Source organism: Brucella sp. RRSP16, from assembly GCF_052246815.1.
In the GTDB taxonomy this organism is placed as follows: domain Bacteria; phylum Pseudomonadota; class Alphaproteobacteria; order Rhizobiales; family Rhizobiaceae; genus Brucella; species Brucella intermedia.
On sequence record NZ_JBQQAM010000002.1, the window covers coordinates 322,988 to 345,891 of the forward strand.

The following is a 22,904-nucleotide window of genomic DNA, read 5'->3' on the forward strand; positions in this document are numbered from 1 at the left end:
AACGGAAATGAAAAAGGCAATTTCTTTATGCCTTGGGACTGCGGGGCTGGCGCTCGCTCTTATGAGCAGTTCGGCAATGGCTGCCGACAAGCTGACCTTGCAGCTCAAATGGGTGACGCAGGGGCAGTTCGCCGGCTACTATGTGGCCAAGGACAAGGGCTTCTACGAGGAAGAAAATCTCGACGTCGATATCAAGCCGGGCGGGCCGGACGTCGCTCCGCCGCAGGTGATTGCCGGTGGCGGCGCAGATGTCGTGGTCGACTGGATGCCTTCGGCGCTTGCGACCCGCGAAAAAGGCGTCCCGCTCGTCAACATCGCCCAGCCCTTCAAGAAGTCCGGCATGATGCTGACCTGCCGCAAGGACACCAACATCACCAAGCCGGAAGATTTTCGGGGCCGCACCCTTGGCGTCTGGTTTGGCGGGAATGAATATCCATTCCTGTCGTGGATGAGCCATCTGAAAATCCCGACCGAGGGCGGCAAGGACGGCGTGACCGTGCTGAAGCAGGGCTTCAATGTCGACCCGCTGATCCAGAAGCAGGCCGACTGCATTTCCACCATGACCTATAATGAATACTGGCAGGTGATCGATGCGGGCATTCCAGCCGATCAGCTTGTCGTCTTCCCTTATGAAGAACAGGGTGTCGCGACACTGGAAGACGGGCTTTACGTGCTGGAAAAGAGCCTCGACGATCCGGCGATGGTCGACAAGCTGGCCCGCTTTGTCCGCGCCTCGATGAAGGGCTGGAAATATGCCTCCGAAAACCCGGGGGAAGCCGCCGATATCGTGCTCGACAATGATGCCTCCGGCGCGCAGACCAAGGAAGTGCAGGAGCGTATGGTCAAGGAAATCGGCAAGCTGGTCGATGGTTCCGATGGCACTCTCGACGTGGCAGCTGCCGACCGCACGGTGGAAACCCTGCTCGGCGGCGGTTCCGATCCGGTCATCACCAAGAAGCCGGAAGGCGCGTGGACCGCGAAGATCACCGACGCCATGAAGAAGTGATCGCGTTCGGAGCGCCTTTCATTCTGATTGGATCATGCTCTGAAATGAGAAAAGAAAACCGGCCCCAAAGGCCGGTTTTCTGTTTTTGATTTGCGTTTTCGCAACCTGATCCCGCCGGTTTCCACCTTTGGGGACGTGCTCAAGCCTATTCCGCCGGTTCAGCCGCCCCGCCTCTTTGCGGCTTTCCCTTGAGCGCCTGATTGAGTTCCCGTTCAAGCCGCGCTTCTTCCTCTGCCTTGGGCTGCGTGAAGCGTCCAAGCAGCAGATAGGCGACCGGCGTCACATAGAGCGTCGCGATGGTTGCAAGACCAAGACCGCCGACAATGACCCAGCCCAGAGCCACGCGGGCTTCCGCACCGGCACCGCTCGCCAAAATCAGGGGCACGCCGCCCAGAACCGCGCAGATCATGGTCATGCAGACGGGACGGAGACGAATATTGGATGCTTCCTCGATTGCCTCGCGAACGCTCAAGCCCTTGTCACGCAACTGATCCGCAAACTCGACGATCAGGATACCGTTCTTGGCCATGATGCCGACCAGAAGCACAAGGCCGATCTGGCTATAGACGTTCAGGCTGGTGCCGGTAAGCAGCATGGCGAAAACGGCGCAGCCCAGCCCAAGCGGAACGGTGGCCATCACAATCAGGGCGCTGACAAAGCTTTCGAACTGTGCCGCCAGCACCAGAAGAATGATGATGATGGCAAAGCCGAACACCATGGCGAGACCGCTCGACGTTTCGCTGAGTGTGGAAGCTTCGGCCAGCGGAATGATGTGACTGCCCGGCGGCAACAGAGGCGCTGCGATCTCCTGCGCGGCCTTGTAGGCGTCGCCCAGGGCAAAATCGTCGCGCAGGTTTGTCGTGATCGAGACCGAACGCTGGCGCGTCTCGCGATCAAGCTGCGGTGGAACCGCCTTCTCGACAACCGAAGCGATGGACGACATAGGCACATAACGGCCGTCCGTCGTCTTCATGAAAATGTTTTCAAGATCGGTTGGATCGTTGATCGGATTGGTGGTGGCGACGAGTTTCACATCGAAACTGCGATCCCCGACATAGACCGATCCTATCTTGCGGCCGTCCAGCACGGATTGCACGGCATTGGCGAGCCCGGTGATGTCGATACCCAGATCCGAGGCCCGCTCGCGATTGATCTCGACGGACAATTGCGGCTGGGTCGGTTCCACGGAAAGGCGTGGCTGCACGAAGCGCGGGTCCTTTTCCAGCGCGGCGACAACCGCCTGCGCCGCAGGCTGCAGCTTGGCATAGTCGCTGCCCACAATGGCGAACTGCAAGCCGTTGCCCGCGCCGCGAATACCAAGGCTGTTGGGCTGGGTGGTGAATATGCGCACCGCCGTTATGCCTTTGATGCGCTGGGTAATATCAGCCATGATCTCCTGCTGGCTGCGCGCGCGTTCCTTCCACGGCGCCAGCGTCAGGACGACGAAGCCGTTATTGGCCGATCCGCCGGAACCCGCAATGGCATAGGTGGTGGTGATTTCACCACTGTCGCGCAGCGGCTGGATCGCTTCCTCGATCCGGTCGAGCTGTGACTGAAGGAACTCCACGCTGATGCCTTGCGGCCCGTTGATGCGCAGCAACGCGACGGCACGATCTTCCGACGGTGTCAGTTCCTGACGGATCAGGCCATAGCCGACAAAGGATGCACCGGCGAAAAGCAGGGCGACGAGCACAACCACGAACGGCGCCGACAGGCAGAGATGCAGCGTCTTCTTGTAAAACGCAGCAAGTCCACCACCGATCCGGCGCAGGAAAAGCGGGCCGTGGCCGCCATCCTCGCCATTGCCTTCCTTGAGAAAGCGGGAGGCGAGCATCGGGCAAAGCGTCAGCGCCACCACGGAAGACAGAAGCACCGCAATCGCCAGAACGAAGCCGAATTCGCGGAACAGACCGCCCGCCTGCCCCGGCAGGAATGAAATCGGCACGAAGACCGCCGCCAGCGTGAGCGTGGTGGCGATGACGGCAAAGAAGACTTCCTGCGTGCCGAGCACGGCAGCAGCGCGCGGCCCCATGCCCTGATTGCGCCGCCGGACCACGTTTTCCAGCACCACGATGGCGTCATCGACCACGAGGCCTGTCGCCAGCACCAGCGCCAGCAGGGTGAGGATATTGACGGAAAACCCTGCCAGATAGATGGCCGCGATCGTGCCTATGAGGGCGACGGGCATGGACAAGGCCGGAATGAGCGTCGCGCGTATATCCCACAGGAACATGAAGATAATTGCCACGACGATGATCACCGACGCGATCAGCGCGATTTCCACCTCGTGGATAGCGCCATTGATGAAGTTCGCATCGTCACTGGTGACGGCAATATTGACGCCCGCAGGCAAGGTCTTCTGCAGATTGGCGACCGCTGCGCGAATGCCTTCCGAAATGTCGAGCGTGTTCGACTGCGCCTGACGGACGATGCCGAGACCGATTGCCGTCTTGCCGTTGGAGCGAACGGCGGAGCTTTCGATATCGGGCCCCAGCGTGACGGTCGCGACATCGCGAATCTGCGTGCGTCCGCTGATATAGACGTTTTCGAAATCTTCCGGCTTTTCCAGATTGGCCGTGGCGCGAACCACGATGGACTGATCGGCGCTGCGCAGCGAACCGGCAGGGGCGTCCAGCCCCATGGAGGAAAGCGCCTTGGTTATATCGGCAATGGTCAGGCCGTAGCTTGCAAGGCGCGCCTGATTGATATCGATGCGGAAGATCTTGTCGCGGTCACCGTTGATCTGAACGTCGGCAACGCCCGGAACGGCGGACAGGATATCCTGAATCTGGTCTTCGACCAGCACCGTCATGTCATCGACGGACATGGTGTCGGACGTAACCGCCAGACGCATCACCGCATCGGCATTGGAGTCCGCCTTGATGATGCGGGACGGGTCCGCCTCTTCCGGCACGTCATTGGCAACGCGGGAGATCGCATCCCGCATGTCGGCGGCGGCGACATTGAGGTCCACGCCGTCATTGAATTCCACCGTGACGCGGCTTCGCTCAAAAGACGATGTGGAGGAAATGGATTTCACGCCGGAGACGCGCGCCACCGCGTTTTCAAGGACCTGCGTCAACTGGCGGTCGATGGTTTCAGCGGACGCACCCTTGAAATCCGTGCTGATCGTCACGACGGGCCGGTCTACGTCCGGCAGTTCGCGGATATCGACGCCCGTGAAAGCGGCCAGACCCGCAACAACGATCAGAACATTGATAACGAATGCAAAGACGGGACGGCGGATGAACAGCGCCGTCGATCCGCCTTTGTCGGATGAGGAATTGTGACCGGTCACGTTGTCATCCTCATCCTGCGGTCCGCTTTGCCGAGGCCGGGTCCGCCAGCGCCGTACCCTGCTCGTCCTTCACGCGTACGGGCGCGTCGTCCCGCACGGTCTGGACGCCCTGCGTGACGATCAGGTCGCCCTGCTTCACCGGACCGTCGATGAGGATATTTGTTGAATTGCGCTGAACGATACGCGCGTCGATCTTGCGGGCTACGCCGTCCTCGACGCGCCAGACATAGGAACCGTCTGCGCCCCACTGGATGGCCAGCGGATCGACCGAGGGATAGCGGTCGCCCGGGAAAAGAACGGTGACGGAAAACGACATGCCGGCGCGCAGGCGATCCTGCGTGTTGGGGACTTCTGCCCGGACGTGCAGCGTGCGGCTGGCTTCGTCCAGCATGTTGTCCACGGCGTTGATTTCGCCACTATAGGTCTCGCCAGGGAAAGCGGTCGATTCCGCCATCAAGGGCTGGCCGACCTTGATCTGCGGCGCGAACCGTTCCGGCACCCAGATATCGATCAGCACTTTCGACCGGTCATCGATGCGGCCGATGGACGTCTGTGCGGTGATGTAATTACCCACATTGACGGGCAGGATGCCGACGATGCCGGAAATGGGCGCACGGACCGTGCGGCGGCTCAGGGCGAGCTGCGCGTCCTGCAAGGCAAGCTGCGCATTGGCGACCGCCAGTTCCGTTTCGACCACCTGAACTTCCGTTGCCGTGTTCGTCGCCCGCAATTTTGCGATGCGCTGGCGGGTCGTCTGCGCATCCTTCAATGCGGTTTCCGCCTTGGCGACGGCGATCTTCTCCGTCTCGGCATCAAGTTCTGCGACCGGATCGCCTTCCTTCACCATGTCGCCAGCCTTGACGTAAAGCTTCGTCATGTAGCCGCTGGAATATGGGGTTATCGAAACGGTGCTGAGAGCCCGTGCCGAGCCGATAGCCGTCAACCGGTTGTTGATGGTCTCTTCGCCCGCCGCTTCCACGACGACCAGCGGCGCAGACCGCCCGCCCCCGTTTCTGGGCGCTTCGCCCGTTGCGGCGGCCTTCACCACATCGGACTTGTTCTTATATGCATACCAGCCGCCGATGGCGGCCGCGGCGATGAGCAGGCACAAGGCAATCTGCTTCCAGGATTTCATTCAGCTCTCCGGCGAGGTGTACCGTCGCCCGGACGGACCTCGTATTCGAAACCATTATGTCGGGCGCGGAAAATGCCAGCAAATAGTATCAGAATGATGATTGCCTTCACATTGCGCAAATCACGCATTCTCCGGGCAGGACCAGAAGAAGTACGGATTTTTCCGACTACGATTTTGCATAGAGGCCTCGCACCGTCGAGTTAAATTTCGGTAATGCTGCGCATGAAGAGCGCGGAACCGGGGGCGTTTTTAACCGATTGAACAAAGGCTGTTGGATTTATCGGCCGGCTCCATATATAGGAGGCTACCTTTATGAATTGCGTTTCGACGGCAGACCGGTTTAGGCACCGCGGCAATTGGGCCGGTTCGCCTTGAATTGGAAGCAGGCTATGGCGGTTGTTGAAAAGACCACGGAAACGGGCGCGCTTTCCCCCGAAGCGGCCTCTCGGACTGCGACCGTCGAGCGGCTCTCCCCAACCCAGTTTACACGACTGCCCTGGCGCAACCGGCTTTCAAGCAAGCTCCTGCTGCTGACCGCGCTCGCAGTGCTGATCACCGAAGTTCTGATCTTCGTCCCGTCCGTGGCCAATATGCGCGTGCGCTGGATGAGTTCCCGGCTCGATACGGTGGGCGCCGTCAGCGAAGTGCTGGCGGCCAGCGGCAACATGGATGTGCCGCGCGAAATCCAGGACAAGGTGCTTCTGGCCACCGGCACCAAGGCGATCGCCATGCGTGAGGCCGGGGCGTCGCGCCTGCTCGCCATGTCGGAAGTTCCCGGCAAGATCGATCAGATCATCGATCTGAACAATATCAGCGAAGCGGCGGCCATTTGGGATGCATTCGGCACCTTGTTCAACGGCGGGGAGAGAACGCTGCGAATCTTCGGTTCGGTTTCATCCTCCGGTTCGCCGGACCGTGTCATCGAAATTGTCACCTCCGATGCGCCGCTTCGCCACGCCATGCTCGTCTATGCGCGCAACGTCACTTTCATATCCCTCATCATTTCCGTGATAGCGGCAAGCCTGATCTACCTGATCATCCATGAAATGCTGTTGCGGCCAGTGCGCATCATGCATCGCAACATGATCGATTTCGCATCGTCTCCCGACAATCCCGCGCTCATTCTCGTTCCGGAAAATCGCAAGGACGAATTCGGCATCGCCCAGCGCCAGATATCCCATATTCAGAGCGACCTCCAGCGCACGCTGAAGGAACAGAAACACCTGGCCGATCTCGGCCTCGCCGTTTCCAAGATCAACCACGACATGCGCAATATCCTGGCTTCGGCGCAGTTGATGTCGGACAGGCTTGCCGATACCGAAGACCCGATGGTGCAGCGGTTCGCTCCCAAGCTCATTCGCACGCTCAGCCGTGCGATCAGCTATTCCGAAAGCGTGATGGCCTATGGCCGTTCGCAGGAAGCGCCGCCGCGTCCGCGCCGCGTCCTGCTGCACACCATCATCGCGGACGTGCAGGAAACCTTGAGTCCCAGCTCCGAAAGCAGCATCGAGTTCGAGAATCTAGTTCCGGAAGATTTCGAGCTGAATGTCGATTCGGAGCAGTTGTTCCGGGTCCTGAGCAATCTCTGCCGAAATTCCGTTCAGGCCATGGAGCGTGACCAGACGACTGATGTCGCGACGGTCAAGCGACTAACGATTTCGGCGGGAAGAATCGGGACGACGACGATCATCGGCGTCGAGGATACCGGCCCCGGCCTGCCGCAAAAGGCGCGCGACAATCTTTTCACGGCGTTCCGTGGCTCGACGCGCAGCGACGGCACCGGCCTCGGGCTTGCCATTGCGCAGGAACTGGTTCGTGCGCATGGCGGCACAATCGAGCTTCGCGAGGACCGCCCTGTTGGCGCGCATTTCGAGATTCGCATTCCTGATTTGCAGATGCGCCGCGAAGACCGCAGCAACCAGCGCACCGAAGAGAACGCCTAGACAATCTGCCGTTGCACCGGCTCCGGCCGAAAAGCCCGGAAATGCGAGGCCTGACAAGAAATCTTCACAGAACCACATTTTTTTCTAAGAAGACGCTTGCATTTAGCGATTTGTCCGATTATCAACCGCCCATCGCCGCAGCGAGCGGCACACAGGCAAGCACCCGTAGCTCAGCTGGATAGAGCACCAGACTACGAATCTGGGGGTCAGAGGTTCGAATCCTTTCGGGTGCGCCATTCCCTTACTGGTTGATTTTATGCACAATCCGGCGTTGGCGCTGCCAGCGCGGGTCTGGCATGTTCTGGTCCCCGGCGGCACAAAAGCACGCTGAAACATCTCCCACTTTGGAAGACATGATCCCTTAACGAGCTGCGCTCAACGCAGCTCCAGCCCGCCATTCTCGACGATGAAGTCGATAATCTCCGGCACGCCCTTGCCGCGATGGAGATCGGTGAAACCGAACGGACGTGAGCCGCGCATCCGCGCCGCATCCCCCTGCATGACCTCGAGATCAACGTGCACATGAGGGGCGAGATCGCTCTTGTTGATCACCAGGAAATCCGACCGCGTGATGCCCGGTCCGCCCTTGCGCGGAATTTCCTCACCCTGACAAACCGAGATGACATAAAGCGTCAGGTCCGCCAGATCGGGCGAGAACGTGGCCGCCAGATTGTCGCCGCCGGATTCGATGAAGACGATATCCAGATCCGGAATCCGCCGGTTCATTTCGGCGATTGCCTGCAGATTGATGGAGGCGTCCTCGCGGATCGCCGTGTGCGGGCATCCGCCCGTCTCGACACCCATGATCCGTTCCTCGGGCAAGGCCTGAGAGCGAGCCAGAATAAGGGCGTCCTCCTGCGTGTAGATATCGTTGGTAATCACGGCGACCGAATATTTATCGCGCATCGCCTTGCAGAGCTTTTCGGTCAGCGTCGTCTTTCCCGATCCCACCGGCCCGCCAATGCCGATGCGCAAGGGTCCGTTTTTCTGTGTCATGTGCGAAAAAGCCTCGAATGTTGGGGTTCGTGTTTCATGGCCGTGATGTCACTAACGCCAGTAAATATCAGTCGTGGTGATGATGATGGTCATGGTCATGGTCGTGGTGACCATGATGATGTCCGTGGTCATGATGCGAATGGCCACCCGCATATGCACCGCGCAGCGGACTGAAAATTGCCGTTACATCCGTCACCTTGGCGCCAAGCCCCTCGAGCATCGCCTTGATGACATGGTCGCGAAGAATGAAGATACGGTCATTCTCGATCTGTGCCGCCAGATGCCGGTTGCCGATATGCCAAGCGAGTTCGGCTATGTGGAGCGGATCGCGCCCGCGAATTTCGTAGAGTTCCTCGCTTGCAGCGCGGATTTCAATTTCGCGCCCGTCGTCCAGAACGAGCCTGTCTCCGTGACCCAGCACAACCGGCTCCGCGAAATCGACAAGCACCTTCTCGCCGCCTTCCAGAGCAATGGCTTTGCGCCGCAGATGGCGTTCATCGCGTTCAAGAACGGCGTGGCCCGCAGGCACAGCATCGATCACCTCATCCGCACGAATAATGGCAGTGGCACGAAACATTTGTTTGCCTCTCAAGCTCAAAACAAGAAGTAACGCGGCGCCACGGGCGCGACGCCAATACGGCACAACACTATTGGGAACTATGAAGTGCTACCAATGCCGTCTCTTATATTGGCCACTGCAAATATCCGTTTGTCCAGCCCAATCGTATTTCGGAGTTCCACGACAGGTTACTTTTGGTCTTCGGCCCTCCGATCCGTCCTATCATCCGGCGCGCGCCAACGCCGGCTGCGCAACCGTCTTTCGATAGAGGTGCCACGTCGCATGTCCGAGGATGGGCAGCACCACAGCCAGTCCGGCAAACATGGTGGCGAAGCCCACGACCAGCATAGCGGTTACAATTGCCGCCCAAAGCAGCGCTTCGAGTGGATTGCGCCAGACGACACGCAATGATGTCGCGATAGCCGCCGCAGCCCCGCAATCCTGATCGAGCAGCATCGGAAAGGTGACAATCGTCAAGCACAGGACGACGATTGCAAAAAGGAAGCCAATGCCACAACCGGCGAAAATAAGACTGCGCCCCTCTTCCGTCGATGACACCTGATTGATCAACATCGAGAAGCTCTCGGGCGGCATGGGGCCGAAATAATGAACATAGAGATTCTGAGCCACCAACAGCCACGCAATGAAGATTGCGAAAAGGAAGGAGCCGACGGCCACGATCGACGGCAATGCCGGGGAGCGGCTGACATCGAAAGCGCGCCTCCAGCTCGTGTCCATTTTCTCCTCGCGGCGCCTGCTCATTTCATAAAGCGGCAAGGCGGCAACCGGCCCGATCAACGCGAAGCCGGACATGAGGGGGAACAGGAGCGGCAGCGCATTTGCGTTGGTGCTCCAATAGGTGATGAACAACCCGGCCAGCGGATATATGAGACAAAGAAAAACGTAATGCGATGGCTTCGCCCAGAAGTCGTCGAAACCCAAACGCAGGGCATCGATTACATCCGCCATCTGGATGCGCTTGACTTCCGGATAAAAGGCAGTCTGGTCCCGACCTGCAATTACATGAAACTGTGCCATGACGCTCCTCCTGCGGGTTAGGCAGTCCTGACGGCAAGGGCGGCGGTCAGGACAGGCCTGCACGCAATTTCCGGCTTCACATGGTCAGCGGATAATCCGCGTGAAGCCTGACGATCAGGCAGGCAGTATACATCGAAAAGAGCGGCTGCGAAAGAAAGGCGGCCTGACAGGATTGAGCCCGCCTGAACGAATATCGCATTTGCACGACACAGTGCTTTTCCAAACGTCAGCGAGATCAACCAAATATGATCTGTTCATCGAACCGCGATGTGCTAGTGCCAGTCACGGAAAATAGCAGCTCGGGAATGCGGTTAAATGGAATGGATCCCTATAGGCTTGATGGCATTCAAGGTCATCGTGTTGGGCGTGGCCATGTTCTTTGCCATCAAATTTCATTATGATGAGGGCAAGAAGAAGAAAAACAAGGAAGGCGGCACGTGAACAACCTGCCGCGGAACGAGTGCCCCGCTGAAGCGGGGCCGGCGTGAACTGCGCCGACAGCATTAAAGCTGCAAATGCCGAGCGTCTTGCAAAGAATGTGAACAGGCGGTGCCGGTTGCGTAGCTGGTCCGGTCGGCTATCCAATGCGGGATGGGTGCACACCGATGCGCATCTGCTCTCCTGCCCTACGAGGGATGAAGCCAAATTTGCGTTGAATATCAGGAGGAAATGGTGCTGCGAGAGAGGATTGAACTCTCGACCTCTCCCTTACCAAGGGAGTGCTCTACCACTGAGCTACCGCAGCAATCTCTTGAGTGCGGCGGACTTCTGCCACATCATTACGCAAATCGCAAGCAAGCAATTGCATTTCTTTTCACATAATGTGGAAATCTGCCGAACACGCATCTGAAACCCGCTTTTCCGGCCCTTTTTCCCGTAGTAGAAGACCGTCATGAGCGACACGACCACCAACAAAGAGAAACAAATCCAATCCGACCAGCGCAAAAAGCGCCGGGCCGAGGAACTGCGCGCGAATCTCATGCGCCGCAAAGCGCAATTGAGATCGCGGCGCGCAGGCGAAGCCGATGAACGAAACGACGGCATCACCGCTGCCAGCGACGACACCGACTGAGAATCACGACGACAAAGCCTTTCTTGAAGATAGGGAGGCTCTGCGGTAAAAGCTCATTTCTGTTCTTCGCAGCGATATCGTCCTTTTGTGATTCGTATTTGACGTAATTTGGCCGCAAGACTCGTAATTTCATCACGCAACGCCTCCGCGCCGTAACGGCCGCTGGATTTGGTGCAAATTTATCGGGCAAGGTATCGGCCCAGAAGGTGACAAAGCATGGATCGCATCAAAATCGTCGGCGGTAACAAGCTCAACGGCATCATTCCAATCTCCGGCGCCAAGAACGCCGCCCTGCCCTTGATGATCGCCTCGCTTCTGACCGACGATACGCTGACGCTCGAAAACGTGCCGCATCTGGCCGATGTCGAGCAGTTGATACGCATCCTGAGCAACCACGGCGTCGACTATTCGGTGAATGGGCGTCGCGAGCACCAGAACGGCGCCTATTCGCGCACCATTCACTTCACCGCCCGCAATATCGTCGACACGACCGCGCCTTATGAGCTTGTGTCGAAGATGCGCGCCAGCTTCTGGGTCATCGGGCCGCTTCTGGCGCGCACCGGGGAGGCAACCGTCTCGCTGCCGGGCGGTTGCGCCATCGGAACCCGCCCCGTGGACCTGCTGCTGGAATCGCTTCAGGCACTGGGAGCGCAAATCGACATCGAAAACGGTTATGCCAAGGCGCGCGCGCCGAAGGGCGGCCTTGTCGGCGCCCGCTACAGCTTCCCGAAAGTATCCGTCGGCGCGACCCATGTCATGCTGATGGCAGCGGCTCTCGCCAAGGGAGAGACGATCATCGAGAATGCGGCCCGCGAGCCGGAAGTCGTCAATCTCGCCGACTGCCTCAACGCAATGGGCGCAAAAATCACCGGTGCGGGCACCAGCACCATCCAGGTGGAAGGCGTGACCAGCCTTTCGGGCGCGCGCGTTCGCGTCATTCCCGACCGTATCGAGACCGGCACCTACGCGATGGCCGTTGCGATGACCGGCGGCGACGTGCTTCTGGAAGGCGCGCAGGAAAGCCTGCTGTCGTCGGCGCTGGACACGCTGCGTCAGGCGGGTGCCGAGATCACCGAGACGAATAGCGGCCTGCGCGTGGTGCGCAATGGCCATGGCATCCAGCCGGTCGACGTCACCACCGACCCCTTCCCCGGCTTCCCGACCGACTTGCAGGCGCAGTTCATGGGCCTGATGACCAAGGCGAAGGGAACTTCGCGCATCACGGAAACCATTTTTGAAAATCGCTTCATGCACGTGCAGGAGCTGGCGCGTCTCGGCGCAAAAATCTCCCTGTCCGGCCAGACGGCAACCGTCGAAGGCGTGGAGCGCCTGAAAGGCGCACAGGTGATGGCGACGGACCTGCGCGCATCGGTTTCCCTGGTGATCGCGGGCCTAGCCGCCGAGGGCGAAACCATGGTCAACCGCGTCTATCACCTGGATCGCGGCTTCGAGCGGCTGGAAGAAAAACTGTCCCGCTGCGGCGCGTTGGTGGAACGCATCAGTGGTTGATAGGGCCGAGCGGAGCGACTTTCATTGCTCCGCTCTTTTCTTATTCTCCTTGAAGAAGCCAATGAACAGCGACAGGCTTGAAAAGCCTGTCGATTTTTTTGTTTCGACATGCCAAGTTGATAATCGGCCAGGTGAATATCGGGCCAGCTGATCAACAATCAGGCGGGTGGTTGATTTCCCCGCCGCCGGGAACAGTTATTAACCGATAACGGGAAAGTGGTGTTGGAGTATGGATATGCTGAAGCTCGTGGCGCTGGATGAGGAGGATTTGCAGGTCCTGTCGGCTCATCTTCAGGACGCGGTTTTGAAAGTATCCGACCTTCAATATCTCGCCAATGAAAAGCGCTTCATCCTGACGGCTAACCGGTTCGTCTGGGAAGAAAGCAAGCCGCGATTCCTGCGCAAGCCGCAATATCAGCGCCGCCGCACCGCCCTGCACTTCAACCGCGTGATTGCCGCCCGGGCAACCGGGATAGACCGCCAGAAGCCGGATGAGGTGCTTTCCCTCATGGCCGTTCAGTTCACCGCCGGTGAAACACCTGCCGGAACAATAGAACTGACTTTTTCGGCAAATGCGGCTATCCGTCTTGAAGTGGAATGCATTGAGGCGCAAATGACGGACCTTGGCGCGGCATGGGAAACAGAATCGCTTCCTCGCCATAACGTCTGAAAGAAGGTCACACGAGACCGTCTTTCGTCAGCCGGACGCCGGTCTGGCGAGCAGATTTGGCTGGCAAGCAGATTTGGCAGATTTGAAGGAACAGAAGCGTGGTCAAGACGCTCAGACAAACCGATCCCGATTTCGAGAATAATTTCGCGACATTTCTGGCAAGCAAGCGCGAAGCATCCGAAGATGTGGACCGGGCAGCGCGGGAAATCGTCGCCCGGGTGCGCCGCGAAGGCGACAGCGCGCTCATCGATTATTCCCGCCGTTTCGACCGGATCGATCTTGAAAAAATCGGCATTGCGGTAACCGAAGCCGAAGTCGATGTGGCTTTCGAGACAGCGCCCGCCTCGACAATCGAGGCGCTGAAACTTGCACATGAGCGCATCGAGAAGCACCATGCGCGGCAATTGCCGAAGGATGACCGTTACACCGATGCGCTGGGCGTCGAGCTTGGCTCGCGCTGGACGGCCATCGAGGCCGTGGGGCTTTATGTTCCGGGCGGCACGGCAAGCTATCCCAGTTCCGTCCTGATGAATGCCGTTCCTGCCAAGGTAGCGGGCGTGGAACGCATCGTCATGGTCGTCCCGGCGCCCGATGGCATTCTCAATCCACTGGTGCTGGTGGCCGCACGTCTGGCTGGCGTTTCCGAAATCTACCGCGTCGGCGGGGCGCAGGCTATCGCGGCCCTTGCCTATGGCACCGAAACGATCAAGCCCGTCGCCAAGATCGTCGGCCCCGGCAACGCCTATGTTGCTGCCGCCAAGCGCATCGTCTTCGGCACGGTCGGCATCGACATGATCGCAGGCCCATCGGAAGTTCTGGTCATTGCCGACAAGGACAACAATCCCGACTGGATCGCCGCTGACCTGCTTGCCCAGGCAGAGCACGATTCTGCCGCGCAATCGATCCTCATGACCAATGATGAAGCGCTGGCGATAGCGGTGGAGGAGGCTGTCGAACGCCAGCTCCGCAACCTGCCGCGCGCGCAAACCGCAGCCGCGAGCTGGCGCGATTTCGGGGCCGTCATTCTGGTCGAGGATTTTGAAGCCGCCATTCCGCTTGCCAACCGCATTGCAGCTGAGCATCTGGAAATCGCCACCGCTGACCCGGAAGCCTTGCTGCCAAAAATCCGCAATGCCGGATCGATCTTCATCGGCGGGTATACGCCGGAAGTGATCGGCGATTATGTCGGCGGCTGCAACCACGTTTTGCCGACGGCGCGCTCGGCGCGTTTTTCGTCCGGACTTTCGGTTCTCGACTACATGAAACGCACGTCGCTTCTCAAGCTCGGCCCCGATCAGCTGCGCGTACTCGGGCCTGCGGCAATCGAAATTGCCCGCGCTGAAGGCCTCGATGCCCACGCCCAGTCCGTCGCCATCCGGTTGAACCTATGAGGTGACATGACTGCCGGTGTTCCAAATGCCCGCCTTATTGACGTCGAGCTCGATGAATCCATCGGGCGTTCGACGCCTGACGTCGAGCATGAACGCGCGGTAGCCATCTTCGATCTCATCGAGGAAAACTCCTTCCACCCGATCGGGGACGATACGGGCGGACCTTACCGCCTGAAGCTCTCGCTGATGGAATCACGGCTGATTTTCGCCATCGCACGGGAAACCGGCGAGGATGTCGCAACCCATATTCTCTCGCTCACGCCCTTGCGCCGCGTCGTGCGGGACTATTTCATGATTTGCGAAAGCTATTACCAGGCGATCCGCTCGGCGACGCCAAGCAAGATCGAGGCAATCGACATGGGGCGGCGCGGCCTGCACAATGAAGGGTCGCAAACGCTCCAGGCGCGACTGAAGGGCAAGATCGAGGTAGACTTCAACACGGCGCGGCGGCTTTTCACCCTTGTCTGCGTCCTGCACTGGAGGGGCTGATCACTGATGGTCATCACTGATGTCCCTCCCCGAAAATCCAGCGCCGACGGCAATGAAGATCATAAACCACGCCTGCCCAAGTCTCTGCTTTTCGTCTGCGGCAAGAATTCAATTCGCTCGCCGATCGCGGAATTACTTGCAAGACAGGCCCTTCCCCCCAATATTTATGTAGCATCCGCAGGCGTGAAGCGGGGCGAGCGCGATCCGTTTGTCGATGCAGTCCTTCAGGAAGAAGGCCTGTCCCTCGACAATCGGCAGCCACGTGGCCTCGAAGAACTGGCGGATGGTTATTTCGATCTGATCGTAACGCTGACGCCGCTTGCCCACCACACCGTGCTGGAACGCATGCGCGGTTTCTCGGTCGATGTGGAATATTGGCCGACGCCGGACCCGACATTGGTAACGGGCAGCAGAAGCCAGATCATGGCGGCCTATCGCGATGTGCGTGACCGTCTGAAACGCCAGATCATGCACCGTTTTGACGAGCAATAAGTTCGCCGAATTCCGTTGTTCACAAATGCCGCCTAATCATATAGGTTCCGCGCAAATTCCGACCTACCGCATCAGCCCGAAAATCGGAATCGATTTCGGAAAGCACGATGCGTAGATTCAATAAATCAGAGCGTCCTTTGTGCGTCCCAGAGACGCACGGCGTTCTAAAGACCGCTCGAGAGCGCAGTTTATCGAAGAAAGAAACAGGTATCGCATGGCGAAAGAAGAAGTCCTAGAATTTCCGGGTGTTGTTACGGAACTGCTGCCCAATGCTATGTTCCGGGTGAAGCTCGAGAACGAACATGAAATCATCGCCCATACGGCTGGCCGTATGCGCAAGAATCGCATCCGCGTTCTGGCCGGTGACAAGGTGCTGGTTGAAATGACCCCTTACGACCTGACCAAGGGCCGCATCACCTACCGCTTCAAGTAAGCAATCCGTTCCAGGAAATGTCTAGTCGATGAGCGCGCAACACAAGCTGGTTCTAGCCTCCGGTTCTCCACGCAGGATCGAGCTTCTGGGGCAGGCAGGCATCGAACCGGACCATATTTATCCGGCCGATATAGATGAAACGCCGCAGCGCGCGGAACACCCGCGCTCGCTGGCGCGCCGTCTGTCGCGGGAAAAGGCGCGCAAGGCACAGGAATTGTTGAAGGACGATGCGAATTTCGCACATGCCTTCATTCTTGCCGCCGATACGGTCGTGGCCGTTGGCCGGCGCATTCTCCCCAAGACCGAGATTGCCGACGAGGCGAGAGAATGCCTGCGCCTGCTTTCCGGGCGCACGCACAAGGTATTCACCGGCGTGAGCCTTGTCTTGCCAAATGGAAATCTGCGCCACACACTGGTGGAAACGCGGCTTCGCTTCGAGCGGCTCTCCCGCCAGCAGATGGATGCCTATCTTTCATCCGGCGAATGGCGCGGGAAAGCGGGCGGCTACGCCATCCAGGGACTGGCAGGCAGCTTCGTCGTGAAGCTGGTCGGGTCCTATACGAACGTGGTGGGATTGCCGCTGCAGGAAACCGTAAGCCTGCTGAACGATGTCGATTATCCGGTTTACGCCAACTGGGGCAGCGGGAAAGTCTGAGAGCAGACATGAGTGACAAGAAGGACATATCGGCAGCAGCAGGCGCACGCGTGACGCCATTGCGTCCGACGCGCCCCTGCCCGGAATGCGGAAAACCTTCCACGCGCGAATCCTATCCCTTCTGTTCGCCCCGGTGCAAAAGCATCGACCTCAATCGCTGGCTGTCCGGCAGCTATGTGCTGCCGGGAAAGCCGATTGATGAAGAGGAAGAAGAAGGCAACTAGCCTCTTCCAAATCAGCTTCCGCCAATAAAATCAGTTACTTAACAAAGATGTGAGAAAAGCTGATAAAAATTGCGATACGGTGCTGGACAGCGCGAAATTTAATGCTATAACCCACCCACTTCCGGCGGGAACCAACACCGCCCAGAACAAGCAGATCGCTTGTTACGGATGCCCGGATAGCTCAGTTGGTAGAGCAGCGGATTGAAAATCCGCGTGTCGGTGGTTCGAATCCGCCTCCGGGCACCACTCCAAAATCAAATAAATTTAAAGAGCTATTCCGGATCAAGGCTCATATTCGCCCGGAATATGGGTTACAACATTGTCCATGCAACATTCGGTGCAACACGTTGACAGGTGATTCCTGCCGCGCGCCATGTAACCTACAAATCACGTTTATATTGACCAGATCGGCGATGTGATCTATAGGTTACGCATGATCGAAGTCCGCCAAACCACCTTTTTCACCAAGTGGCTTGATGAGCTCCGTGATACCAATGCACGGTTGCGGATTGTCACTCGGATCCGCCGCATGGAACTGGGCAATCCCGGCGATGTGAAATCTGTCGGCGAAGGCGTGAGCGAAATGCGCATTACGTACGGCCCCGGCTATCGGGTTTATTTCGTATCCATGGGATCAACTATCGTTGTTCTGCTGTGTGGTGGCGACAAGTCATCACAGAGCCGGGATATCGCGCTGGCGAAACAAATGGCGAAGGAGATTTAGAATGGTCCTTGAAACCACCCGTTTTGATGTTCTTGATCACCTCAAGACGCCGGAAGAGCGTGTTGCCTATCTGGAAGCGGCATTTGAAGATGGCGACCCTTCCCTTATTGCGCATGCTCTTGGTGACGTAGCCCGTTCCATTGGCATGACTACTGTCGCTAAAGAAGCCGGAATTACCCGTGAAGCCCTTTACCGCTCCCTGAGCGAGAACGGCGATCCAAAACTATCGACCTTGCTCGGCGTCATGAAGGCCCTTGGCCTGCACCTGTCTGTCACAGCCACGGATAAACGCGCCGCTTGACACTACGGTTGTAAAGTCGTCACGCCGTGGCGAAAAGTGTGATTTTCGCACACCAGAAGCTTCGCATAGTCCCGAAAAGTTGCAGGCTTTTCAGGATTATGCGAATGCAAATTGCTCTTTGCAGTCCTGCATCCCGAAGAATGCAACTGTAGTGCCAAGTTTCAGCCGGTTCTCCATATAAGGAAATTTCCATGCTCTGGACATTGTTCGGCATCCTTTCAGGTGCCTGTATTGCTATTCAGGCCCCCATCAATGCAGCATTGGCTCGGGGTCTTGGGTCGCCGGTAACGGCTGCCGCGATTTCGTTCCTTTCCGGCGCTGTGATCCTTGCGATCATTGCCGGGATTACCGCGCGCGCGACCGGCGCAATGCCGGCCTTCAACGTGCCTGCGGGCTGGCTGTTCGTGGCTGGCGGTGCGCTTGGCTGTATCTATGTGACCGCATCGGTGCTGCTGACGCCACGCATCGGCGCTGCCGCCGTGATGGGTCTGGCGGTCGCCGGACAGTTGATGGCCGGGCTCGCCGCCGACCGTATCGGCTTCATGGGCGTTGCCGTGCGTGAAATCACCGCCGGACGCGTCGCCGGTGCCGTTTTGCTGCTGACCGGCGCGCTGATGATCCGCTTCCTATAAGCAGAAAGGCCGCGCTTTTCAGCGCGGCCTTTTGTTTCCGGTGCAGAAACCGATCTCAGCCCCTGAACGTATATTCCGCAATCGACTGCGGCTTCATCTCGATGGAGAAACCCGGCAGCGACGGCGGCATATAGGCCGCGTTCCTGATGACGCACGGATCGATGAAGTGTTCATGCAGATGATCGACATATTCGATCACGCGGCCTTCCTTGGTGCCTGAAACGGCCACATAGTCGATCATCGACAGGTGCTGCACATATTCGCACAGGCCGACGCCGCCCGCATGCGGCCAGACCGGCTTGCCAAACTTGGCGGCAATCAGCAACACCGCCAGAACTTCGTTCAGGCCACCCATGCGGCACGAATCGATCTGGACGATGTCGATGGCGCCTTCCGCGATGAACTGCTTGAACATGATGCGGTTCTGGCACATTTCGCCGGTCGCGACCTTCACGTCGCCAATGGCTTCGCGAATCTTGCGATGGCCGGCAACATCGTCCGGGCTGGTCGGTTCCTCGATGAAGAACGGCTTGGAGAAGGCCAGCTTGTTGACCCACTCGATTGCCTGATCGACTTCCCACACCTGATTGGCGTCGATCATCAGGTAACGGTCCGGGCCGATCACTTCGCGGGCAATGGTGAGGCGGCGAATATCGTCCTCGAGATCGCGGCCGACCTTCATCTTGACGTGGTTGAAGCCCTCGTCGATGGCTTCCTGGCACAGACGGCGCAGCTTGTCGTCGTCATAGCCGAGCCAGCCAGCCGAGGTCGTGTAACAGGCATAGCCTTCCGCTTCGAGCGTGGCGATGCGCCCGGCCTTGCCAGCTTCGGCCTTGCGCAGGATTTCGACAGCCTCGTCGCGCGTCAGCGCATCGGTGAGGTAGCGGTAATCGACGATATCGGCGATTTCCTCCGGCGACATGTCGGCGACAAGCCGCCATACGGGCTTTCCAGCCTGCTTCGCAGCGAGATCACAGAAGGCGTTGACGACAGCGCCGGTTGCAAGATGCATGGCGCCCTTGTCCGGGCCGATCCAGCGCAACTGGCTGTCACCGGTCAAGTAGCGCCAGAATTTTCCAGGCGCCGCCCGGAAATCCTCCAGCGAGGCACCGACCACCAGATGCCGCATGGCGAGAATCGCCTGGCAGCAGATATCGTTGCCGCGACCGATGGTGAAGGTGAGACCGTGCCCCTTCAGCGCCTCGTCATCCGTGTCGAGAATGACATAGGCCGCGGAGTAATCCGGGTCCGGGTTCATCGCGTCGGAACCGTCCAGACTTTGGGAAGTCGGGAAACGCAGATCGAAGACGCGCAGATCAGTGATTTTTGTCATGATTTATCCGTGATCAGGGCGTGGTCCCGAAACAGGACGCCGGTTCGGGACCATGCTCAAACAAAGCCTAGATGTCGGCGCGCACGTTCTGCTTCTGGCTGCCGAGGCCTTCGATGCCAAGTTCCACGACGTCGCCAGCCTTGAGATAGCGAGGCGGCTTCATACCCATGCCGACGCCGGGAGGCGTGCCGGTGGAGATGATATCGCCCGGCTGCAAGGACATGAACTGCGACAGGTAGGAAACGAGGTGGCGAATGCCGTAGATCATCGTCTTCGACGAACCGTTCTGCATGGTCTCGCCATTGACCTTGAGCCACATGCCGAGGTTTTCCGGGTCTTCGATTTCATCCTTCGTCACCAGCCATGGGCCGGTCGGGCCGAACGTGTCGCAGGACTTGCCCTTCGTCCACTGGCCCTGACGCTCGATCTGGAAGGCGCGTTCCGACACATCATGGATGGTGCAATAGCCGGCCACGTAGTCGAGGGCGTCTTCTTCCGAGACATATTTCGCGGTCTTGCCGATGACGATGCCAAGTTCGACTTCCCAGTCGGTCTTTTCCGAACCGCGCGGGATGACGAGATCGTCATTCGGGCCGACGATGGCGGACGTTGCCTTCATGAAGATGATCGGTTCCGGCGGGACCGCCGCGCCGGTTTCGGCAGCGTGATCGGAATAGTTGAGGCCGATGCAGATGAACTTGCCGGTGCCTGCAACGCAAGGACCAAGGCGCGGATTGCCGTCGACCTTCGGCAGCGAATTGACGTCGATCGCGCCGAGCTTGGCCAGTGCATCAGGGGCAAGCGCCGCGCCGGAGAGGTCGCCTACATGGGCGGAGAGATCGCGGATCGCACCATCGGCATCGAGAATGCCCGGCTTTTCCTGACCGGCTTCACCGTAACGAAGAAATTTCATGAGTTTACTCCTTTGAGGGGATGAAAGAGAGGGCGTCAGGGTGGTCGACGCTATGGCTGCGCCATTTGCAGGCCGTCAGAGACTGAATGTCGACCGCCCTAGATCGTCCAGCCTCCGTCGATGTTGTAGGCCTGGCCGGTGGTGTAGGTGGCACCGGCGAGATAAACGGCGAGATCGGCGATTTCTTCCGGCTGGCCAATGCGGCCGATCGGCTGGCGGGCGATGAAGGCTGCGCGCTGCTCTTCATAATCGCCCTGCGCGCGCAAGCGGTCCTGCAGGGACGGGCTTTCCACCGTACCGGGGCAAATGGCGTTGCAGCGGATGCCCCTGGCAACATAATCGGCAGCGACGGCCTTCGTCAGGCCGATAACTGCGGCCTTGGTGACGCCATAGGCAAAGCGGTTCGGCACGCCCTTCACGCTGGAAGCGACCGAGGCCATGTTGACGATGGCGCCGTCCTTGCGTTCCAGCATGCCCGGCAGCACGGCGCGGATAGTGCGGATCATCGAACGAATGTTGAGATTGACCGCAAAATCGAGGTCTTCGTCCTTCATTTCGAGGATCGAGCCGCCATGGACGACACCGGCGCAGTTGAACAGGATATCCACCTGCCCGATTTCGGCGACGAGCGCCTTCACCTGCTCATCGTCAAGCACGTTGAGCTTGCGGGTGATGATGCCGTTGACGCCTTCGATCTCCTTGAGAGCATCGGTATTGATGTCGGTCGCGTAGACCTTCGCGCCCGCCTCCGCAAAGGCCAGTGCGCTTGCACGGCCGATCCCTTGCGCTGCGGCTGTCACCAGCGCGGTCTTTCCATCAAAACGTATCGTCATTTCCAAGCCTTCCGTTCGACAAGCAGGATGTGGTCGTCCCGCTGATTAAGCGTATTTCCGATATGAACCGCAGACGATCATAACCATGGGAAAAAGCAACCGGGTTGATGAACATCGCCGTGTCGCCGACGCCGCTTGCAAGGATCGGGGTGCCGTGGGCAAGATCGCAGACGCGACGGCGTGAATCATATCCGTCGCAGCGCGCTATTCCACGCTCCGCGCCAACAGGGCGGCTCCCGCCCGGCAGCACGCCTCGAAACTCACCTTGCATCCTGGCCTCCCGGCGGCGCTCCTCAACTCGCCCCCAATTGTAAATCATTTATTTATATGCAAACATATTACGCAAATCCGGTCAAGGCTTTCTCTGCCTGTTTGCACCTTTCGAATCCGCGGCCCTTCGTATATGAAGAATGATATTCACAAGGGGAGTTCACTTGGAAACAGAGGATCGCTATCGCGCCCCGGCGCTGGACAAGGGGCTGGATATTCTGGAACTGCTTGCAAGCGTGGATGGCGGCCTGACGCAGGCAGAGATTGCCAAACACCTCGACCGCAGCCCCAATGAATTCTACCGGATGCTGGACCGGCTGGTGAAGCGCGGTTATGTGACGAAGCTTGAAGGCGACCGCTATTCGCTGACCCTCAAGCTGTTCGGTCTGGCGCATCTTCATGCTCCGGTGCGCAGGCTTGCTTCCTTTGCCACGCCCTTCATGCGTGAACTCGCGGACCGCTCCAGACAGGCCAACCAGCTTGCGGTGTTCGACCGCGGGTCTGTCGTTGTCATCGCACAGCAGGAAGCCCCGGATTACTGGGGAATTTCGATCCGCGTCGGCTCGCATATCAGCCTGTTCGACACCGGTTCCGGCCATGTGCTTCTCGCCTTCCGTTCTCCCGAAGAACGCAAGATGATGATTGCCGAATATGCAAGGGACGTTGAAAGCGTAAAGCTTGATCAAGACTTCTACGAGCGCCTCGACCAGATTCGCGAACGCGGTTATGAAATGATGCCGAGCGCCCAGGTGGCGGGCGTCTATAATCTCTCGGCGCCCATCCTCGGCCCGGACGGTACCTGCATAGCCTCGCTGACCTGCCCCTATGTGACGCTCGTCAACTCGGCTTCCGCCCCCGACATCACACAGACCATCGGCCTGCTGCAAAAGACTGTCCAGGATCTGTCGAAACTGGTGGGCTCCGATATCGGAGCTGCCGAGTAGAGCGCCTTCCGAAAAGCGGAAGACCCCAATTCTTATTTGAAAAC

At 58.8% G+C, this 22,904-nt stretch carries 24 protein-coding genes, 3 tRNA genes and 1 pseudogene; 18 read left to right on the forward strand and 10 right to left on the reverse strand.

Features of this window, described 5'->3' with window-relative positions; all coding sequences use genetic code 11:
- Positions 1-7: 7 nt before the first annotated feature.
- A complete protein-coding gene (locus ACS5UA_RS04710; RefSeq protein WP_021586301.1) occupies positions 8-1,006 on the forward strand; it encodes an ABC transporter substrate-binding protein in 999 nt (332 codons plus the stop codon).
- A gap of 145 nt (positions 1,007-1,151) precedes the next feature.
- On the opposite strand, the gene ACS5UA_RS04715 is transcribed toward ACS5UA_RS04710, so the two are convergent.
- Together ACS5UA_RS04715 and ACS5UA_RS04720 are read right to left on the reverse strand one after the other, a co-directional pair.
- The gene (locus ACS5UA_RS04715) at positions 1,152-4,304 is read right to left on the reverse strand and encodes an efflux RND transporter permease subunit (protein ID WP_006465986.1); all 3,153 of its coding nucleotides are present in this window, start codon (positions 4,302-4,304) and stop codon (positions 1,152-1,154) included.
- Positions 4,305-4,314: 10 nt separating this feature from the next.
- Positions 4,315-5,439, reverse strand: coding sequence for an efflux RND transporter periplasmic adaptor subunit (locus tag ACS5UA_RS04720; RefSeq protein WP_021586302.1), 1,125 nt, complete (start codon positions 5,437-5,439; stop codon positions 4,315-4,317).
- 389 nt (positions 5,440-5,828) lie between these two features.
- On the opposite strand from ACS5UA_RS04720, the gene ACS5UA_RS04725 reads away from it, so the two are divergent.
- The gene (locus ACS5UA_RS04725; RefSeq protein ID WP_021586304.1) at positions 5,829-7,382 is read left to right on the forward strand and encodes a sensor histidine kinase; all 1,554 of its coding nucleotides are present in this window, start codon (positions 5,829-5,831) and stop codon (positions 7,380-7,382) included.
- 159 nt (positions 7,383-7,541) lie between these two features.
- Positions 7,542-7,618, forward strand: a tRNA-Arg gene (locus tag ACS5UA_RS04730).
- 139 nt (positions 7,619-7,757) lie between these two features.
- On the opposite strand, the gene ureG is transcribed toward ACS5UA_RS04730, so the two are convergent.
- The 3 genes from ureG to ACS5UA_RS04745 all read right to left on the reverse strand — a co-directional run bounded on the left by ureG (position 7,758) and on the right by ACS5UA_RS04745 (position 9,975).
- Positions 7,758-8,378 (reverse strand): urease accessory protein UreG, encoded by a 621-nt coding sequence (gene ureG / locus ACS5UA_RS04735; RefSeq protein WP_021586305.1) that lies wholly within the window; start codon positions 8,376-8,378, stop codon positions 7,758-7,760.
- A gap of 67 nt (positions 8,379-8,445) precedes the next feature.
- Positions 8,446-8,955: an urease accessory protein UreE gene (gene ureE, locus ACS5UA_RS04740; RefSeq protein ID WP_021586306.1), complete on the reverse strand. Its 510-nt coding sequence runs from the start codon at positions 8,953-8,955 to the stop codon at positions 8,446-8,448.
- A 204-nt stretch (positions 8,956-9,159) separates the two neighbouring features.
- A complete protein-coding gene (locus ACS5UA_RS04745; RefSeq protein ID WP_021586307.1) occupies positions 9,160-9,975 on the reverse strand; it encodes a DUF2189 domain-containing protein in 816 nt (271 codons plus the stop codon).
- Between the two features lie 315 nt (positions 9,976-10,290).
- On the opposite strand from ACS5UA_RS04745, the gene ACS5UA_RS04750 reads away from it, so the two are divergent.
- Positions 10,291-10,416, forward strand: a complete 126-nt coding sequence (locus ACS5UA_RS04750; protein WP_006465979.1) for a hypothetical protein — start codon at positions 10,291-10,293, stop codon at positions 10,414-10,416.
- 229 nt (positions 10,417-10,645) lie between these two features.
- On the opposite strand, the gene ACS5UA_RS04755 is transcribed toward ACS5UA_RS04750, so the two are convergent.
- Positions 10,646-10,720 (reverse strand) — tRNA-Thr (locus ACS5UA_RS04755).
- Positions 10,721-10,867: 147 nt separating this feature from the next.
- Here ACS5UA_RS04755 and ACS5UA_RS04760 point away from each other — a divergent pair.
- From ACS5UA_RS04760 to ACS5UA_RS04820, 13 genes are all read left to right on the forward strand, one after another.
- A complete protein-coding gene (locus tag ACS5UA_RS04760; RefSeq protein WP_006465978.1) occupies positions 10,868-11,047 on the forward strand; it encodes a hypothetical protein in 180 nt (59 codons plus the stop codon).
- 216 nt (positions 11,048-11,263) lie between these two features.
- The gene (murA, locus tag ACS5UA_RS04765; protein ID WP_006465977.1) at positions 11,264-12,556 is read left to right on the forward strand and encodes a UDP-N-acetylglucosamine 1-carboxyvinyltransferase; all 1,293 of its coding nucleotides are present in this window, start codon (positions 11,264-11,266) and stop codon (positions 12,554-12,556) included.
- 229 nt (positions 12,557-12,785) lie between these two features.
- Positions 12,786-13,226 carry a DUF2948 family protein gene (locus tag ACS5UA_RS04770; protein WP_021586309.1) on the forward strand — a complete coding sequence of 147 codons (441 nt, stop codon included), beginning with the start codon at positions 12,786-12,788 and terminating at the stop codon, positions 13,224-13,226.
- 98 nt (positions 13,227-13,324) lie between these two features.
- A complete protein-coding gene (gene hisD, locus ACS5UA_RS04775; protein ID WP_443101204.1) occupies positions 13,325-14,617 on the forward strand; it encodes a histidinol dehydrogenase in 1,293 nt (430 codons plus the stop codon).
- A 6-nt stretch (positions 14,618-14,623) separates the two neighbouring features.
- Positions 14,624-15,106 (forward strand): UPF0262 family protein, encoded by a 483-nt coding sequence (locus ACS5UA_RS04780; RefSeq protein ID WP_006465974.1) that lies wholly within the window; start codon positions 14,624-14,626, stop codon positions 15,104-15,106.
- A gap of 6 nt (positions 15,107-15,112) precedes the next feature.
- Positions 15,113-15,598, forward strand: a complete 486-nt coding sequence (locus tag ACS5UA_RS04785) for an arsenate-mycothiol transferase ArsC (protein WP_244629898.1) — start codon at positions 15,113-15,115, stop codon at positions 15,596-15,598.
- Between the two features lie 214 nt (positions 15,599-15,812).
- The gene (gene infA, locus ACS5UA_RS04790) at positions 15,813-16,031 is read left to right on the forward strand and encodes a translation initiation factor IF-1 (RefSeq protein ID WP_002965531.1); all 219 of its coding nucleotides are present in this window, start codon (positions 15,813-15,815) and stop codon (positions 16,029-16,031) included.
- 28 nt (positions 16,032-16,059) lie between these two features.
- Positions 16,060-16,686 carry a Maf-like protein gene (locus ACS5UA_RS04795; protein ID WP_006465971.1) on the forward strand — a complete coding sequence of 209 codons (627 nt, stop codon included), beginning with the start codon at positions 16,060-16,062 and terminating at the stop codon, positions 16,684-16,686.
- An 8-nt stretch (positions 16,687-16,694) separates the two neighbouring features.
- Positions 16,695-16,910 (forward strand): DNA gyrase inhibitor YacG, encoded by a 216-nt coding sequence (yacG, locus tag ACS5UA_RS04800; RefSeq protein ID WP_006465970.1) that lies wholly within the window; start codon positions 16,695-16,697, stop codon positions 16,908-16,910.
- A gap of 170 nt (positions 16,911-17,080) precedes the next feature.
- Positions 17,081-17,156, forward strand: a tRNA-Phe gene (locus tag ACS5UA_RS04805).
- Positions 17,157-17,343: 187 nt separating this feature from the next.
- Positions 17,344-17,634: a type II toxin-antitoxin system RelE/ParE family toxin gene (locus tag ACS5UA_RS04810; protein ID WP_021586313.1), complete on the forward strand. Its 291-nt coding sequence runs from the start codon at positions 17,344-17,346 to the stop codon at positions 17,632-17,634.
- Position 17,635: 1 nt separating this feature from the next.
- Complete coding sequence (locus tag ACS5UA_RS04815; RefSeq protein ID WP_006470801.1) at positions 17,636-17,935, forward strand: addiction module antidote protein; 300 nt, start codon at positions 17,636-17,638, stop codon at positions 17,933-17,935.
- Between the two features lie 191 nt (positions 17,936-18,126).
- Positions 18,127-18,567 (forward strand): DMT family transporter, encoded by a 441-nt coding sequence (locus ACS5UA_RS04820; RefSeq protein ID WP_006465968.1) that lies wholly within the window; start codon positions 18,127-18,129, stop codon positions 18,565-18,567.
- Positions 18,568-18,622: 55 nt separating this feature from the next.
- Here the strand turns inward: ACS5UA_RS04820 and ACS5UA_RS04825 are convergent, their stop codons facing one another.
- The 4 genes and pseudogenes from ACS5UA_RS04825 to ACS5UA_RS04840 form a co-directional block, all read right to left on the reverse strand.
- Positions 18,623-19,900: an L-fuconate dehydratase gene (locus ACS5UA_RS04825; protein ID WP_443101205.1), complete on the reverse strand. Its 1,278-nt coding sequence runs from the start codon at positions 19,898-19,900 to the stop codon at positions 18,623-18,625.
- A gap of 67 nt (positions 19,901-19,967) precedes the next feature.
- Complete coding sequence (locus tag ACS5UA_RS04830; protein WP_021586315.1) at positions 19,968-20,813, reverse strand: fumarylacetoacetate hydrolase family protein; 846 nt, start codon at positions 20,811-20,813, stop codon at positions 19,968-19,970.
- Between the two features lie 98 nt (positions 20,814-20,911).
- The gene (locus ACS5UA_RS04835) at positions 20,912-21,646 is read right to left on the reverse strand and encodes an SDR family oxidoreductase (RefSeq protein WP_021586316.1); all 735 of its coding nucleotides are present in this window, start codon (positions 21,644-21,646) and stop codon (positions 20,912-20,914) included.
- Positions 21,647-21,692: 46 nt separating this feature from the next.
- Positions 21,693-21,965 (reverse strand): annotated as a pseudogene (locus ACS5UA_RS04840) (hypothetical protein); the annotation flags it as partial.
- Positions 21,966-22,056: 91 nt separating this feature from the next.
- On the opposite strand from ACS5UA_RS04840, the gene ACS5UA_RS04845 reads away from it, so the two are divergent.
- Entirely contained in the window at positions 22,057-22,860 is an 804-nt protein-coding gene (locus ACS5UA_RS04845) for an IclR family transcriptional regulator (RefSeq protein ID WP_051556896.1), read from the forward strand.
- Positions 22,861-22,904: the final 44 nt, after the last annotated feature.

Coding starts and splice junctions, on each gene's coding strand:
- ACS5UA_RS04710 (WP_021586301.1), top strand. CDS start 8: ATGAAAAAGGCAATTTCTTTATGCCTTGGGACTGCGGGGCTGGCGCTC.
- ACS5UA_RS04720 (WP_021586302.1), bottom strand. CDS start 5,439: ATGAAATCCTGGAAGCAGATTGCCTTGTGCCTGCTCATCGCCGCGGCC.
- ACS5UA_RS04725 (WP_021586304.1), top strand. CDS start 5,829: ATGGCGGTTGTTGAAAAGACCACGGAAACGGGCGCGCTTTCCCCCGAA.
- ureG (WP_021586305.1), bottom strand. CDS start 8,378: ATGACACAGAAAAACGGACCCTTGCGCATCGGCATTGGCGGGCCGGTG.
- ureE (WP_021586306.1), bottom strand. CDS start 8,955: ATGTTTCGTGCCACTGCCATTATTCGTGCGGATGAGGTGATCGATGCT.
- ACS5UA_RS04745 (WP_021586307.1), bottom strand. CDS start 9,975: ATGGCACAGTTTCATGTAATTGCAGGTCGGGACCAGACTGCCTTTTAT.
- ACS5UA_RS04750 (WP_006465979.1), top strand. CDS start 10,291: ATGGAATGGATCCCTATAGGCTTGATGGCATTCAAGGTCATCGTGTTG.
- ACS5UA_RS04760 (WP_006465978.1), top strand. CDS start 10,868: ATGAGCGACACGACCACCAACAAAGAGAAACAAATCCAATCCGACCAG.
- murA (WP_006465977.1), top strand. CDS start 11,264: ATGGATCGCATCAAAATCGTCGGCGGTAACAAGCTCAACGGCATCATT.
- ACS5UA_RS04770 (WP_021586309.1), top strand. CDS start 12,786: ATGGATATGCTGAAGCTCGTGGCGCTGGATGAGGAGGATTTGCAGGTC.
- ACS5UA_RS04780 (WP_006465974.1), top strand. CDS start 14,624: ATGACTGCCGGTGTTCCAAATGCCCGCCTTATTGACGTCGAGCTCGAT.
- ACS5UA_RS04785 (WP_244629898.1), top strand. CDS start 15,113: ATGGTCATCACTGATGTCCCTCCCCGAAAATCCAGCGCCGACGGCAAT.
- infA (WP_002965531.1), top strand. CDS start 15,813: ATGGCGAAAGAAGAAGTCCTAGAATTTCCGGGTGTTGTTACGGAACTG.
- ACS5UA_RS04795 (WP_006465971.1), top strand. CDS start 16,060: ATGAGCGCGCAACACAAGCTGGTTCTAGCCTCCGGTTCTCCACGCAGG.
- yacG (WP_006465970.1), top strand. CDS start 16,695: ATGAGTGACAAGAAGGACATATCGGCAGCAGCAGGCGCACGCGTGACG.
- ACS5UA_RS04810 (WP_021586313.1), top strand. CDS start 17,344: ATGATCGAAGTCCGCCAAACCACCTTTTTCACCAAGTGGCTTGATGAG.
- ACS5UA_RS04815 (WP_006470801.1), top strand. CDS start 17,636: ATGGTCCTTGAAACCACCCGTTTTGATGTTCTTGATCACCTCAAGACG.
- ACS5UA_RS04820 (WP_006465968.1), top strand. CDS start 18,127: ATGCTCTGGACATTGTTCGGCATCCTTTCAGGTGCCTGTATTGCTATT.
- ACS5UA_RS04825 (WP_443101205.1), bottom strand. CDS start 19,900: ATGACAAAAATCACTGATCTGCGCGTCTTCGATCTGCGTTTCCCGACT.
- ACS5UA_RS04830 (WP_021586315.1), bottom strand. CDS start 20,813: ATGAAATTTCTTCGTTACGGTGAAGCCGGTCAGGAAAAGCCGGGCATT.
- ACS5UA_RS04835 (WP_021586316.1), bottom strand. CDS start 21,646: ATGACGATACGTTTTGATGGAAAGACCGCGCTGGTGACAGCCGCAGCG.
- ACS5UA_RS04845 (WP_051556896.1), top strand. CDS start 22,057: ATGATATTCACAAGGGGAGTTCACTTGGAAACAGAGGATCGCTATCGC.